A 15,332-nucleotide genomic window follows, 5' to 3' on the forward strand; every position below is an offset into this window, starting at 1 on the left:
TTACAACTATAAGCTGTCAATCCTAAGCTATGTAATTTCGGCTTCATATTTCTTTATTACAGTACCCGTTTTCTAAATAATCAAATCCTAATTTTTAGAAAAAACCGTCTAGTTAAAATGATTGCTCCTGCAGCTGCTGCTTTATACTAATAAGGGCCGGAAGAGCTACTTTCAGCTCTTCTTCTCTGCGATAAGAACGCAACTGAACCTCATTATATGCTCTGTTTATACTTTTTGACTCATGAAAAAGTCCCACATGATTCGGCTAGCATTGGGGCCTTTAGGATCCGTATAGCTGCCCGCTGAATTCCCTCCTGACCATGCATGCCCCATTCCATTGATAATATATTTATCAATAGCCAATTCTCCCTTACTGCTTTCGTAGCGATACGTTGTATAATCCCGTCCAAAGAGGATTTTTTCCTCTCTCGTTTTAACAGGGCTATTCTGAATCCATCCATCTATTTTTCCGTTATAAGCAAGATTATTCGTTGTAATCCACTGGTGAACCACTTGATCTGCATTGGCTACATTTACCGTCGAATCGGCGTTACCATGAAATACAATGAGCGGCAGTGGCTTTGCCCGTTTTCCCATTTGCTGATAAGCAATTCTTCCTTGTTTAACGGGGGAAGGACCTTTACTGGCCATGACGGAATACGCATTAAATACGTTAAGAGCCGCCTGATATTCGATACCTGCTGACACACCTATGCCAGCAAACAGTTCTGGATACGTTACCCCCATGACGATGCTCATGGCTCCTCCTGCTGACAGACCGGCAACAAACACTTTATTTTTCTGAATAAAGTGCATGTTTTGGACTTTTTTTACAATCCCTGCAATAATCGCTGGCTCGCCAAATCCTCTAATTTGATGAAGCGGTTCAAACCAGTTCCAGCATTTATTCATATTTGAGTTAGAAGACTGCTGTGGATATACGACAATAAATTCCTTTTCGTCGGCGAGCTCATTCATTTGCGTGCCTATCGCAAAATCATCTGCATTTTGTGTACATCCATGCAGCATAACCATTAGTGGGTAAGATTTCAAAATATGATAGGATTTAGGTAAATAAACCTTGAATTTTTTTCCTTTATGAGTATATGTTTTAAATGATTCAGATGACGCTTCTTGTTGTTCACTTGAAGACACGAGCGTTGACGTATTTATAACATTAGGTAGTGAACCCAACATGGTACCCCTCCTCTTTTTGTCAACGTTTTCATTTTTCTTCCCAATTACGTCCTGTATTACAATACTACATATTATTTCGTTTTTTTGCACGTTCTACATACTCTAAGAGTACAACTTGTTTTGGTTTTAAGCCGTTTTTTATATTCTTTAAAATTGGGATTTTTTTGCTATATATATACTTTATTACTATATATGAAAATTGTCACTATAATCATGAAAAAAGGACAAACATGCCGTTTGCCCTTTTATTTGGACCTTGATGTTTACATACCTTTTGCCGAATTAAGCATCTATACTTTTATTATATGATGCTCCCTATCATTTATATGAATTTATTGCTCTGCATGTTTAAATCTGTAGCCTTTTATCATTTCATGCTCTGCTTTTTATTCACCAATTCTATAGGAGCAAATGGCAAGGTCCTGGTGTGGAAGCCACGTTGAAAAAGAAGCATCTTGAATAGCAAATGTTTTGGGTTAACCTCTTCTTTGTTCGCAACATTCATACAAAGGCTGATTGTAATCACTCTTTTCCCCTCCTTTTCTTTAAATAGGTATAGCCAAGAGGTGCTATTAGAGTAGATTCCTTTATTTTGCATACATTTTTTAGAAAACTATGGTAAAAATAAGACTTATCATATGGAGGTGAATAAATTGACAAATATCCCAAAGGATACTGAGCCCTACTGGCGCGATCATTTAAAGTTTCCAACATACCCATCTCTTTCAGAAAATCGAAAAGTTGATGTTGTAGTAGTAGGAGGCGGTATTAGCGGTATTACAACGGCTTATTTATTACAAAAAGAAGGACTGAACGTGGCGTTAATTGAAGCTGATAATATTTTAAATGGTACAACCGGTCACACAACAGCAAAGATTACAGCTCAGCATGACGTTATCTACGATGAACTGCTTTCACACATTGGCGAAGAAAAAACGCTGCTGTATTATAAAGCAAACGAACAAGCTCTGCAGTTTATGAAAAACTTAATTCAAACGGAAAACATTGACTGTGATTTTTCAGTACAAGATGCTTACTTATACGGAGAAACGCTGGAGTTTGACCATCGAGTTCGTAAAGAATTTCGAGCCTATCAGCGATTACATATTCCATGTGAATTTGCAACAGAGATTCCTTTTAGTTTTGATATTAGAGCAGCAGCTATTATGAAAGATCAAGCTCAGTTTCATCCGTTAAAATATCTGCTTCATTTAGTAAAAAAATTCACAGAAAGCGGCGGATTGATTTTTGAAAACACCGTAGCAACGGATGTAGAAGAAAGCACGTCGCCCACCGTTGTCACAAGAGACGGACATCGCATTTCTTGCAAATATGTAGTGGCGTGTTCACACTTTCCATTTTATGATGGAGCGGGCTTTTACTATACGCGCATGTATGCCAAACGTTCGTATGTGTTAGCAGCAAAAGTTGAACAAGCTTACCCTGGAGGCATGTATTTAAGTGCTGATCAGCCTACTCATTCGCTGCGTTCAACAAAAGTTGACGGAGAAGAACTCATCTTAATTGGCGGAGAAGGCCACAAAGCTGGACAAGGAATTAATACTATGTTTCACTATGAGTCCCTTCAGAGGTTCGCCGAAGAAAATTTTACTGTCCAACATTTTCGTTATAAATGGTCTGCACAAGATTTATTTACGCTTGATAAAATTCCATATATCGGGCCCCTTAAAGAAAGCAAGCCAAATATCTTTATTGCTACCGGATTTAAAAAATGGGGCATGACTCATAGCACCATTGCAGCACATATTATCCGGGATGCAATAACCGGGAAAGACAACCCATATGCAGAGTTGTATAATCCGTCTCGTTTTTATGCGGACCCTAGCCTTAAGCATTTCTTTCGTCAAAATCTTGATGTGGCTGAACACTTTATTACCGGTAAGTTTTCAATGCCTGAAAAAGGACTCGATCAGCTTCAAAATGATGAAGGGTCGGTCGTATATGTAAACAGCAAACGTACGGGGGCGTATAAAGATCCTCAAGGGAAGCTTCACTGCGTCGATACTACATGCACGCACTTAGGATGTGAAGTAAATTGGAACGCCGGTGACCGCACGTGGGACTGTCCTTGTCACGGTTCTCGTTTTTCTTACGACGGATCTGTGGTAGAAGGCCCTGCTAAAAAGCCGCTTACACCAGTGGATGTCAATTCAAGCGATAAAAAAAGCACGCCGTAGGGCATGCTTTTTTTATCATTATCAATGGATTCACATTTGAATTTACTCTTTACATCCTTCTTTTCTAAAGTATCGATTATACACTAAAACCATTGCATAAATGACTAAAAAAGAAAACGTAAAGATAATTAACCTTCCAGATTCAGGGACATGATCAAGATAGTCTGTTTCAAAAAACATAACAAACATCAAAAATGGCAATAGAAACAAAAACCAAATAAAATCTCGATCCATAAACATTTTTATAAAAAATAAAATGGCCCCGATGTAGACAATCATCAAAAACATAATCATTCACCAAATTCTATTTAATACTAGAGGTGTTGTAATGATTATATCGGATTTCTCCGGCGAAATATAGAGTCATTGGTTTTAATTTTATAAATTCCTTACAACTTTCAAACTGCTATTTTAACATAATAAGGGAATTTACTGCTGTAAAGACTCTAAGTGAGCAAAAAACTGCGGGTACGAAACGGATACCGCGTCACGATTTTCAATAATTGTTTCTCCTTCTGCAATACAAGAGGCAACAGCAAGCATCATACCGATACGGTGATCTCCGTGGCTGTTTACATTTGCTCCATGAAGTTTTGTACCTCCGTGAATAATCATTCCATCTTCCGTTGCTTCAATGTTAGCTCCCATTTTGGTTAACTCATTCACTACCGTATCAATACGGTTTGTTTCTTTGACTTTTAACTCTGCAGCATCTTTAATAACGGTAATCCCTTCTGCCTGTGTGGCAGCTAGTGCAATAATTGGGATTTCGTCAATTAGACGCGGAATTAAGTCTCCGCCTACTTCCGTACCTTTTAAGTGAGAAGCTTCTACAACTAAATCTGCATAGGGTTCCGCCGTTTCTTTTGTTTCTTTGACTGTCTCGATCGAAGCCCCCATATTTGAAAGCACCTCTAAAATACCCGTTCGAGTCGGATTCATCCCAACTTTTTGAATTTCAATGCGACTGTTTGCAATAATAGCCCCCGCTACTAAAAAGAATGCAGCTGACGAAATATCACCAGGCACTTCTACATGCGTTCCTCTTAACGTTTGACCGCCTTCAATTGAAACGGTTAATCCTTCTTCTTTCACTTTAACTCCAAACGCCTCTAGCATACGTTCTGTATGATCACGCGATTTCGCCGGTTCCGTTACAGAAGTTGTTCCTTCCGCCTGCAGTCCAGCAAGTAAAATAGCTGATTTTACTTGTGCGCTTGCAACAGGAGATGTATAGTGTATACCTTTTGCTTTCCCACCTCGAATAACAAGCGGTGTAAAATTAGCGTCTTTTCGGCCGTCTAAATGAATATTCATATCACGAAGCGGACCAGTCACACGCTTCATAGGGCGTTTGGCAATAGATTCGTCTCCAATTAACGTTGAATGAAAGGGTGTATTTGCTAAAATCCCCATCATGAGGCGAATCGTGGTGCCCGAATTTCCGACATCTAAAATATCAGATGGCTCTTTTAGCGCTTGTATACCTTTTCCTTTTACCACGACGCTTTGTTCATCAATCATTTGAATATCTACACCTAGTTTTTGAAAGCAGGAAATGGTGCTAAGGCAATCATCTCCCGGCAAAAATCCGTTAATTGTTGTTGTTCCTTCTGCAATTGAACCAAACATGACGGAACGGTGAGAAATGGATTTATCTCCTGGAATTTGAATCGTTCCTCGTAAAGCTTTTACTGTCACAATCTGTCTCTCCTTTTATGCGTGAAGCGAATCACGAAATTCTTTAGCATCTGAAAAGTAATCAAATAACTCGTGTCCGTCACCTTTTTCTACTAATAGTTTTACTTGTTCCATTTCTTTCATCCAGTCATCGAGCAATGTTAAAAGCATAGAACGGTTTTGCTTCAATATGTCTCTCCACATATGAGGGTTGCTTGAAGCAATTCTCGTAATATCTCGAAAACCGCCTGCCGCCATTTCTGTAACAAGATGATTATTTGCTGAATAGCCTTTGACTTGTCTTACTAGACTGGTTGCAATCACATGTGGTAAATGACTGACAACTCCGGTGATTTGGTCATGAGTAGCTGCATCAAGCGGTACAAATTGTGCACCTGTAGGCTCTAGCAAATGCATAAGCGCATCTATTTTTTCTTTTTGCTCATTTTCAAACGGCGTTAAAATATAGCGCGCCGAACAAAATAAATCCGCTCGTGCATTGACTGCACCGCTCGTATGAGAACCAGCCATCGGATGCCCCCCAATAAATGAAATACGTTTTTTATTCAGCGCTTGGGCTGCTTTCATAATTTCACCTTTTGTACTTCCGACATCCGTTACGATAACCGTTTCTTTAAGCTTCCAAGTAGAAAGGTCGTGTATCCATGCTGTCGTATACTCTACTGGAGTAGCAAGCACGATATAATCTGCTTGGGCTGCTTCTATTTTTATATCTTCAGCTACATAATCAATGATACCTAGCTGGTTGGCTACTTGTACTTCATTTGTGTTGATATCAGCTCCAACGACTGTTACGTGACGATGCTTCTTCATAGCTAGCGCTAATGATCCTCCAATAAGGCCAACGCCAATAAGTAATACACGTGTTTTCACCTTTCATTCTCCTCTATTCTTTAAAATTGCTTTGCGTATTCTTCGTGTTTTTTTACATTTTCTTGAATTAACTGAATTCGATCTGCCCCAAATTGATCGATAATAGCAGATGCTAGTTCCCAAGCAATCACTGATTCTGCTACAACCGCCGCCGCCGGTACTGCACAGCTGTCTGATCGTTCAATACTTGCAGCAAACGGCTCTTTTGTATCAATATCTATACTTTGCAGCGGCTTGTATAAGGTAGGAATAGGTTTCATGACCCCTCGCACCACAATCGGCATCCCTGTTGTCATGCCTCCTTCTAAACCTCCTGCATTATTCGTTTTACGCGTATAGCCGTTTTGTTCATCCCATAGAATTTCATCATGGACTTCACTTCCCGGTCTGCGAGCTGCTTCAAAGCCTACGCCGATTTCAACGCCTTTAAACGCGTTAATGCTCATAATAGCAGCAGCTAGCTTTGAATCTAACTTACGATCATAGTGCACGTAACTGCCTACTGCAGTAGGCATTCCTTCTACTACTACTTCCACTACGCCACCAATGCTGTCTCCATTTTCTTTTGCATCATCGATTGCTTTCATCATTTTCTGTCCCGCTTCTTCATCTAAGCAGCGAACAGGTGACGCTTCAGTTTTTTCCTGAAGTTCTGTTAGCGACTCATATGCCGTTTTTTCAGCTTTCACACCGCCGATTTCAAGTACGTGACATGCAATATTTACACCTACAGCTTTTAATACTTGTTTGGCAACTGCGCCTGTGGCTACTCGTACCGTCGTTTCACGAGCAGATGAACGTTCTAATACGTTTCGCATATCTCTGTGGCCGTATTTAATCGCTCCATTTAAATCCGCGTGACCTGGACGAGGTTTTGTAATTTGTCTCTTTACTTCTTCATCATGATCAACTGGATCAGCACCCATAATATTTCTCCAGTGCGTAAAATCTTTGTTTTCAACGACTAAAGCAATTGGTGAACCAAGCGTCTCACCGTGGCGAACACCGCCTTTAATCTGAACTTGGTCTTTTTCAATCTGCATGCGGCGTCCGCGCCCATGTCCCTTTTGTCTTCTTGCTAAGTCTTCATTAATATGCTCGGCTGTTAACTCAAGTCCTGCTGGTACTCCTTCAATAATCGCTGTTAATTGAGGTCCGTGCGATTCTCCTGCTGTTAAATATCTCATATTATCGATTCCTTTCTGTTATAAAAAATAAAAAACTCGCCCCTACGTCATAGGGACGAGTTTTTCTCGCGATACCACCCTAGTTGCAAACATTGCTTGCCACCTCGAATTGTTAACGATCCGCTGACCGCTCTGTAAAAGAGTACTCAAAGAGTGTAATTCGCTCACATTTGTGTACTGACTTCCACCAACCGTCAGCTCTCTGAGACAGGGAAATGTTTGCTACTAGTTTCTTATCACTGTATCACTATGAAATTAAGATAATTTTACTGCTGCACCTTTTAATTCTTCCATGAATTTGTGGAATTCAGGAATGTTCATTTGCTGTGCTGAATCTGATAGTGCTACTGCTGGGTCTGGATGAACTTCTGCCATTACAGCATCTGCGCCGATAGCAATCGCTGCTTTTGCACATGGTAATAGTAAGTCTTTGCGTCCTGTCGAATGCGTTACGTCTACTACAACTGGTAAATGCGTTTCTTTTTTCAAGATTGGAACAGCTGAGATATCTAATGTGTTGCGTGTTGCACGCTCGTATGTGCGGATACCGCGTTCACAAAGAATAATGTTTCCATTTCCGCGAGACATAATGTATTCAGCAGCGTTAATGAATTCTTCAATTGTTGCTGCCAATCCACGTTTTAAAAGAATTGGTTTGTCTACAGAACCTGCAGCTTTTAATAGCTCGAAGTTTTGCATGTTACGTGCACCAATTTGAATCACATCTACGTAGTCTAGAGCCGTTTCAATATCTTGAGGAGAAACAATTTCACTGATAATTGATAGACCTAGCTCATCTCCTACTTGACGTAAGATTTTTAATCCTTCCACTCCAAGACCCTGGAAATCGTAAGGTGATGTACGTGGTTTGAACGCTCCGCCGCGCATTAATGTAATGCCTTGTTCTTTAAGCGCTAAGCCCACTTCTTTTACTTGTTCGTAGCTTTCTACTGCACATGGTCCCATTACGAATTCTAAGTTTCCAGGTCCTACTTTTGTGCCGTTGATGTCAACGATTGTATCTTCTGATTTCTTTTTACGAGATACAAGAAGTGCTTTACGGTGATCGTCTTCTTGAAGTTCTAAGCTTGCTTTGAAAATTTCTTTGAAAATATGCTGAATTGTTGAAGCTTCGAATGGACCATTATGGTTAGCTAAGATTTGATCTAATGATTTACGTTCACGAACTGGATCAAAGCGATTCACACCTTGTGTACCTTTTACTTTTCCAATTTCTTGTGCAATTTCACCGCGTTTATTTAATAATTCTAAAATTTCTAAATTTATTTCGTCGATTTGTCCTCGTAATTGTTCTAGTGATTTTGTCATTTTAAAAATCCTCCTTTGATTTTACAACCTTGAACGGATCTTTTCGTTTAGTTTGTATTTAAAAATCCGTTTTACACCTACACAGCCGCTTATGCGGATATACAAAAAGTCCCTACTGATTGTATCAGTAGGGACGAATTGATCGCGGTACCACCCTAATTGCAAGCATTGCTTGCCTCTTCATTAAGATAACGGCTATTGCCGCTTTTGACTATTGCCAAAAGAAAGCTCCAAGAATGTAATTCACAATCTCTTTTGTACTGATTCGCACCAACCATCAGCTCTCTGAATACAGGGAAGATTTTGCTACTATGCTCTTTTCATCGCTTGTAATGGATATAAAATTATAATGGACCGAAATACAAAAAGTCCCTACTCACCCTTAAGATTGTTCTTAAGAGTCAGTAGGGACGAAAATTCGCGGTACCACCCTAGTTGCAAGCATTTTGCTTGCCTCTTCATTAAAATAACGGCCAGGCCGTCTTTTCCTGCTCGGAAAAGATGCTCAAGGAATGTACTTCGAAAAAATTTTTGTTCTGACTCGCAGCAACCGTCAGCTCTCTGATACAGGGAAATTTTTTCTACTCGTGCTCCTATCAACGCTCAGTATTGACTATGTATGCGTACTTGGATAATCAGTTCCGATCGTTTGAAACTGTTTGTCGCTTCCAAGTTGTGTGTAATGTTGTGTGATGTTGATTTGTATTATGAATGGTTTTTTTATCTTCGTCAACACTTTTTATTAATTTTTTTTATTTTTTAAAAACCATTGCCCCTTCAAACCTCTCTCTATCAAGAGTTTTGTCACTTTAATTTTTTTCAAACACGTATTCCATTTTAGAGTCATATTCAATAAATCCATGTTTTTGATACAAGCTTTTTCCAGCGGCGGAAGCATTTAACCATATTCGATTTACACCACTTTTTTGGCCGTACTGCATCAAGTGCTTTAAAATAGCGGAAGAATAGCCGTGCTTTCGTTGATCAAAAGCTGTATACATGTTCATAACATATGCTTCTTTTCCTTGAAGGTTACCCGGTGAAGGCGGACGTATAAAAAAGACGATGCTTCCTGCTGATACAACTTTTCCATCGACTTTTAAAATAGCCGTATAATTATTTGGGCTATTTATATTCGCAGTAAAATATTCTTCTGTCGCCTTTCGAAACAGCTCCTCACTCCCATTTAGTTCTCCCAGTTCTTTCATGAGCAGCATTCGCAGGTTAACCAGGTCCTGCACGTCTTCTAATAGTGCTTTTTCAACCATTGTTCTCCCTCTTTTCGTCTCTTTTACAAAAAAAACTCTCAGCATTTGAGAGCTTCATTTAAGCAAGGAAAACAGCTCCGTATACGAGTGCTCCGACAATAACGAACGCTGGATGCACACGTAATTTTTCCAATAAAAGAAAGCTGGCTGCTACTAAAAATAGAGTTTGCCATATACCTGAATCACCGTATGAATTCATAAAAAATTCATACGCCATTAAGCCAAGTAAAATAGCGATTACGGGACGAATGTAGTTGGTCATTTTCTTAACATTTGGTGAATCTTTATACTTAAATAATATTCGAAGTAAAATGACTAAAAGCAAAACCGACGGAGCAATCGTTGCAAAAAGAGCAATCACCGAGCCTAAAATCCCTGCCTGCTGATATCCGATAAATCCCGCCATTTTTGTCGCAATTGGACCTGGAAGCGCATTTCCAATTGCCAGCATTTCACTAAACTCTTTAACGGTAAGCCAATGGTAGCGGTCTACAACTTCTTTTTGAATGAGCGGAATCGACGCAGGTCCTCCTCCATAGCCTAAAATATTTGAAACAAAAAACGCCATAAATAGCTGAATATAAATCATACCGATTCCCTCTTTTGCTTGTGCTCATCACTTTCGCCTTTTTTTCCTTTTCGTTTTAGCGGAATCCAAGCTGCTGCCATAAGTACAATAATAATAACTGCTGGATGAATATGGGCAAATTCCATTAGTCCTAAACTAATAATGAGTAAGATAATAGCTGGCGTCCAGCCTAAACCAGACGTTGATTTTTTGAAAAAGTCCCATGTCATAACTGCGAGCATCACTCCCACTACAGGAACTACTGCTTTGGTCATCCCCATAACCCAGGGCTGATCTTTAAATTGCGTTAAAGTGGTCAACAGTAATACCATTAAAAAAACGGTTGGAATAACGGCTGCAAATAAAGCTGTACCGAGACCTAAGATACCGCCGACTCGATAGCCGATGTATCCCGCCAGCTTTGTCGCAATAGGACCAGGCAGCGTATTGGCAATTGCTAATAAATCGCCAAATTCATCGTCATCCATCCACTTGTACGTATCGACTACTTCTTTTTTTACAAGTGGAATAGCTGAAGGTCCTCCTCCGTAGCCGAGCATACCTGAGCGAAAAAACGCTATAAAAATATCCAATTGTCGCATTTCTCGCGCTCCTTTCTCTGTGATCTAATAAGCAACGACGGCTCCGTCTGTTCGCGCTTCTGTGCCGCCGTATAATACACCGGTTTGTTCATCTCTTAAAATAATCTGTCCTCTTCCAAACGTATGTCTGCTCGTAGCCACATGAATATCATGCCCTTTGCGTTCTAATGCTTCTACAATATGTGAAGGCATTTCTTTTTCCACAAGAACCTTTTTATGTTCAATCCACTGCCATCTTGGTGCATCTAAAGCTGCCTGAGGATTTAGATGAAAATCAATCATATTCATGATGACTTGCACATGTCCTTGCGGCTGCATAAATTTACCCATTACACCGAATGAACCTACAGCACTTTTATTCTTTGTTAAAAATCCAGGAATAATGGTATGATAGGTTCGTTTTCCAGGCTCTAATCGGTTATGGTGCTGTGGGTCTAACGAAAAATTATGCCCGCGGTTTTGCAGGCATATGCCCGTATTAGGTACGACAAGTCCTGAGCCAAAATCCATGTAATTACTTTGAATGAATGATACCATGTTTCCTTCTCCATCAGCTGTAGCCAAATAGATCGTGCCGCTATGAGACGGCTGTCCGGCTTCGGGAATAAGCGCTTTTTCACCAATCAGCCCTCTGCGCTTGTTTGCATAAGAATCATTCAACAAATCTTCAACTGCTACTGTCATTTTATCAGCATCTGTAATAAATTTTTGTCCATCTGCAAACGCTAGCTTCATAGCTTCAATTTGCTTGTGGTATGTATCGACAGAATCTTTGGCATCAAAAGAAAAACCTTTTAGCGTATTTAGAGCTAAAAGCGCAATAAGGCCTTGGCCGTTGGGCGGTATTTCCCACACATCGTATCCTCGGTAAGAAGTTGAAATCGGCTTTACCCACTCTGCTTTAAAAGCTGCTAAATCCTCTTTTGCTAAAAATCCGCCGTGTTTTTTCGAAAAAGCTGCTATTTTATCAGCTAAATCCCCTCTGTAAAAAGATTCTCCATTCGTTTCGGCAATTTCAAGCAGCGTAGCAGCATGGTCTGGTGATCGCCACATTTCCCCTACCTTAGGAGCAGATCCATTGTTAGTAAATGTCTCAAACCAGTGTTTATATTCGTCACCTTTTAACGCGTGTGTAAATCGTTCAAACGCTCGTTCCCAATTGTACCCTAAAATTGGGGAGATTGGGAACCCTTCTTGCGCATAAGAAATAGCCGGCTGCAGCACTTCTTTTAACGGTAGCCGGCCAAAGCGTTTTGACAGCTCCACCCACGCACTCGGGGCACCTGGGACCGTAACAGGAACAAAACCGCGAGCCGGCATCTCTTTTATCCCCATGGCGCGCAGAGCCTCAATAGAGATAGAAGCAGGAGCAGGACCGCTCGCGTTGAGGCCATATAGTTCTTCATTTATCCACACAAGAGCAAATGCATCTCCGCCAATTCCATTTGAAGTAGGTTCTACCACCGTTAAACAAGCTGCGGAGGCAATAGCAGCATCTACTGCATTGCCTCCTTTTTTCAACATTTCAAGACCCGCCTGAGCGGCAAGAGGCTGACTAGTTGCTACCATTCCGTTTTTTCCAAACGTGCACGTACGCTGCGATGCATATGGGTGTGTGAAAAAGTATTCGCTCATAGAAAATCTCCTCTTTTCTTTATATGGTGAATAACGAATCTTTACAGACTAGACAACGCTACTTCTTCCTCATAAACTTCTAAAGCTGCTTGCAGAGCAGAACCTGCATTTACGCTTGCCCCGTTTCGAATAAGCACTGCTTCAAGACCGGCTAATGTAAAGAGAACGTTGTCTTTACGGCAGCTGTATCCCATTGTACCGATACGCCATATTTTTCCGTGCATCGGCCCAAAAGAACTTGCGATTTCAATTCCAAATTGTTCAAGAAGCGTAGAACGAACTGCTTCCCCGTCAATTCCTAATGGAATTAAGACGCACGTAACGGTTGGAACTTTTGAGTGCTCATCGCCAAATAAAGATAATCCCATTGCTTTAATTCCGGCTACAAGTGCTTTTTCGTGGAGACGATGTCTTGCAAATCTTTCTTCTAACCCTTCTTCTAAAATAACGCGCAGCCCTTCTCTCAAAGCATAGAGCATGGACGTTGCTTCCGTGTGATGATTTAGCCTGCGCTCACTCCAATAGTCTTGAAGCTGACTCAAATCAAAATAGTTGCTGATAATATTTGGACGCAGACGAACAGTTTGAGCATCTGCTTTTGTCGCAATTCCTTTTTCAACTTTTTTACGTTCCATGATAATTTTTTCAATACGATCATTGTACGTAATAGGTGCCATACCCGACGGAACAGATAAACACTTTTGTGTACCTGCAATCAATGCGTCAATGTTCCACTCGTCTACTTTTACATCCGTACCGCCGATAGTAGCTACTGCGTCGACGATAAATAAAACATCTTGGTCGCGACATGCAGCACCAATTTCTTTAAGAGGCTGCATTCTCCCTGTAGACGTTTCGCCATGAACCATTGCAACGATTTTTGGGTTTACTTTTTTTATTTCCTGGATTACGGTCTCAGGGTCAAACACTTCTCCCCATTCGCATTCAATATTGTGTACCTCAGCTCCGTAGCGCTCGGCAATTTCCGTTAATAAATAGCCGAAGCGGCCGAAAATCGGGACGAATACTTTATCGCCCGGTTCAACTACACTTGCAAGAACTGCTTCAATCCCAGCTCTAGACGTTCCATCAACGGGAAAAGCCCATTTGTTTTTGGTTTGAAATAGCTCACGAAGCATTTCCATCGTTTCGTTCATAATGCGCGTAAATGCGGGGTCGAACTGACCTAAAATAGGTGTTCCTAATGCTCTTAATACGCGTGGATCTGCTTCTACAGGGCCTGGTGTCATAATCGTACGCGGCGGTGTATGAAGCTGTTTTGTTATAGTCATGTCAAATTCCTCCTAGTAGGCAAGTTTATATAATAGTTCTATTAAGACCCTTACTCCTTTTTCTAACTGTTCTCCTTTGGTGAATTCCTTTGGGGAATGGCTGATTCCATCTTGGCTCGGGACGAATAACAAACATGTGGGAACTCTTCGCCCGAATACCTGCGAGTCGTGTCCTGCACCGCTTACTAATTCTCGGGAGGAGATATTCTTTTCCGAGGAAATAATTTTGGAAAGTTCAGATAATTTTTCGCTCATGGCAACAGGTTTTTCATCCATCCAGCAGTTGAGATTCACTTCTAAATCCCCTGCTGTTCGCTTTATAATTTCCTTCATTTCTCGTTCTGCTTCTTGTAAAACCTTATACTCATGATGTCTTATGTCGACTGTGAATTCTACATATCCTGGTATTACATTCGGTGCATTTGGAGAAAGTGTAATTTTGCCAACCGTTACGTATAAAGCGTTATGATATTTTTCGCTCAATTCAATAAATGCTTTAGCGAGTTTGCAACTTACATAAAATGCATCTTTTCTGATGTTCATCGGAGTGGTGCCCGCATGGTTACTTTCACCTTTAACAGATACTGTAAATCGTTTCTGCCCGACGATACTAGAAACAATTCCGATATCGCAATGAGACATTTCAAGCTGCTTTCCTTGCTCGATATGCAGTTCAATAAAAGAAGCGATGTCCGTGCGGTATGGCTCGCTGTGGAGGCCTTCTCCGAAATTGAGCTGTTTCATTGCGTCATCTAGCTTAACCCCTTCTTTATTTATAACATGTTTTGCATCACTTTTGCTGTGTAATCCATTCACATTACCCGATCCCCAATACGTAAGAGGAAATCTGCTGCCTTCTTCTTCACAAAGTGATACGACCTCTAAGGTTTTTGTAGGGGAGCCATAATGCGCATATAGGTACTGCAGAGCAATGATACCTGCCACAACTCCAAACGCCCCGTCATATTTTCCTCCGTTTATCACGGTGTCGATATGGGATCCTGTTAAAATAACTTGTTGTTCTGGACCCGTTCCTTGCAACCGTCCAAATAAATTTCCTACATCATCGTAATACGTTTTGAGGTGAAGTCCCTTCATTTTTTCTTCCAATGCCTTTTGAGCTGCATTCCACTGTTCCGTATATAAAAGCCTCGTGACACCTTCTTTTTCATCTAACCCAAACTGTGACAACCAGCTAATGTTTTCTTCGATTTGCTGACAAAGCTTAGATTTTCCCGTCATATCTGCAACCATTGCTATCCCTCCTGCTATCTTCATTTTAAGAAAATGACTGATTGTTTTCATTAACACTTCCTACAATGATTTAGTGTTTTTTTGGCTATTATCACTAAATACACAAAGTCTTATATACGTTACTTTTTCTAACGTTATATGTTATTTATTTTATCTTACAGAATTAAATAAACTTCTTCATTAACAATTTATACATTTTTTTCTGAAAATTTTATTTATTTTAACTAA

14 protein-coding genes and 3 other annotated features are annotated in these 15,332 nt (G+C 40.4%); of the genes, 1 reads left to right on the forward strand and 13 read right to left on the reverse strand.

All coding sequences use genetic code 11. The annotated features are described in order from the left end of the window. Positions 1 to 225 precede the first annotated feature (225 nt). Positions 226 to 1,197, reverse strand: coding sequence for an extracellular catalytic domain type 1 short-chain-length polyhydroxyalkanoate depolymerase (locus tag WKH56_RS21275; RefSeq protein WP_033580627.1), 972 nt, complete (start codon positions 1,195 to 1,197; stop codon positions 226 to 228). Between the two features lie 367 nt (positions 1,198 to 1,564). Continuing rightward, positions 1,565 to 1,723, reverse strand: a complete 159-nt coding sequence (locus tag WKH56_RS21280) for a hypothetical protein (RefSeq protein ID WP_155404450.1) — start codon at positions 1,721 to 1,723, stop codon at positions 1,565 to 1,567. Between the two features lie 127 nt (positions 1,724 to 1,850). On the opposite strand from WKH56_RS21280, the gene WKH56_RS21285 reads away from it, so the two are divergent. Then, a complete protein-coding gene (locus WKH56_RS21285) occupies positions 1,851 to 3,395 on the forward strand; it encodes an FAD-dependent oxidoreductase (RefSeq protein WP_342836659.1) in 1,545 nt (514 codons plus the stop codon). Between the two features lie 42 nt (positions 3,396 to 3,437). Here the strand turns inward: WKH56_RS21285 and WKH56_RS21290 are convergent, their stop codons facing one another. The 11 genes from WKH56_RS21290 to allC all read right to left on the reverse strand — a co-directional run bounded on the left by WKH56_RS21290 (position 3,438) and on the right by allC (position 15,104). Then, a complete protein-coding gene (locus tag WKH56_RS21290; RefSeq protein ID WP_225518904.1) occupies positions 3,438 to 3,689 on the reverse strand; it encodes a hypothetical protein in 252 nt (83 codons plus the stop codon). Positions 3,690 to 3,824: 135 nt separating this feature from the next. Then, positions 3,825 to 5,096 (reverse strand): 3-phosphoshikimate 1-carboxyvinyltransferase, encoded by a 1,272-nt coding sequence (gene aroA, locus WKH56_RS21295; RefSeq protein WP_099000317.1) that lies wholly within the window; start codon positions 5,094 to 5,096, stop codon positions 3,825 to 3,827. Positions 5,097 to 5,111: 15 nt separating this feature from the next. After that, positions 5,112 to 5,969 carry a prephenate dehydrogenase gene (locus tag WKH56_RS21300; RefSeq protein ID WP_310883922.1) on the reverse strand — a complete coding sequence of 286 codons (858 nt, stop codon included), beginning with the start codon at positions 5,967 to 5,969 and terminating at the stop codon, positions 5,112 to 5,114. 20 nt (positions 5,970 to 5,989) lie between these two features. Then, on the reverse strand, positions 5,990 to 7,156 hold the full coding sequence (gene aroC / locus WKH56_RS21305; RefSeq protein ID WP_047750559.1) for a chorismate synthase: 1,167 nt from the start codon (positions 7,154 to 7,156) through the stop codon (positions 5,990 to 5,992). Positions 7,157 to 7,204: 48 nt separating this feature from the next. Continuing rightward, positions 7,205 to 7,405, reverse strand: a binding site (T-box leader). A gap of 6 nt (positions 7,406 to 7,411) precedes the next feature. Then, positions 7,412 to 8,485, reverse strand: coding sequence for a bifunctional 3-deoxy-7-phosphoheptulonate synthase/chorismate mutase (locus WKH56_RS21310; protein WP_013057698.1), 1,074 nt, complete (start codon positions 8,483 to 8,485; stop codon positions 7,412 to 7,414). 126 nt (positions 8,486 to 8,611) lie between these two features. Continuing rightward, positions 8,612 to 8,818: a binding site (T-box leader), on the reverse strand. A gap of 70 nt (positions 8,819 to 8,888) precedes the next feature. Then, positions 8,889 to 9,094, reverse strand: a binding site (T-box leader). Positions 9,095 to 9,294: 200 nt separating this feature from the next. Then, a complete protein-coding gene (locus tag WKH56_RS21315; protein WP_310883923.1) occupies positions 9,295 to 9,753 on the reverse strand; it encodes a GNAT family N-acetyltransferase in 459 nt (152 codons plus the stop codon). A gap of 58 nt (positions 9,754 to 9,811) precedes the next feature. Next, positions 9,812 to 10,342: a chromate transporter gene (locus WKH56_RS21320; protein WP_014459451.1), complete on the reverse strand. Its 531-nt coding sequence runs from the start codon at positions 10,340 to 10,342 to the stop codon at positions 9,812 to 9,814. Further along, entirely contained in the window at positions 10,339 to 10,923 is a 585-nt protein-coding gene (locus WKH56_RS21325) for a chromate transporter (RefSeq protein ID WP_028412785.1), read from the reverse strand. Before WKH56_RS21325 ends, WKH56_RS21320 begins: the two co-directional genes overlap by 4 nt. Before the next feature lie 24 nt (positions 10,924 to 10,947). Continuing rightward, positions 10,948 to 12,558 (reverse strand): gamma-glutamyltransferase, encoded by a 1,611-nt coding sequence (ggt, locus tag WKH56_RS21330; protein ID WP_047750556.1) that lies wholly within the window; start codon positions 12,556 to 12,558, stop codon positions 10,948 to 10,950. A 41-nt stretch (positions 12,559 to 12,599) separates the two neighbouring features. Next, entirely contained in the window at positions 12,600 to 13,850 is a 1,251-nt protein-coding gene (locus WKH56_RS21335) for a pyridoxal-phosphate-dependent aminotransferase family protein (RefSeq protein ID WP_028412783.1), read from the reverse strand. A gap of 12 nt (positions 13,851 to 13,862) precedes the next feature. Beyond that, the gene (gene allC / locus WKH56_RS21340; RefSeq protein WP_310884528.1) at positions 13,863 to 15,104 is read right to left on the reverse strand and encodes an allantoate deiminase; all 1,242 of its coding nucleotides are present in this window, start codon (positions 15,102 to 15,104) and stop codon (positions 13,863 to 13,865) included. Positions 15,105 to 15,332 lie beyond the last annotated feature (228 nt).

The sequence above is a fragment of the Priestia sp. SB1 genome (assembly GCF_038898415.1).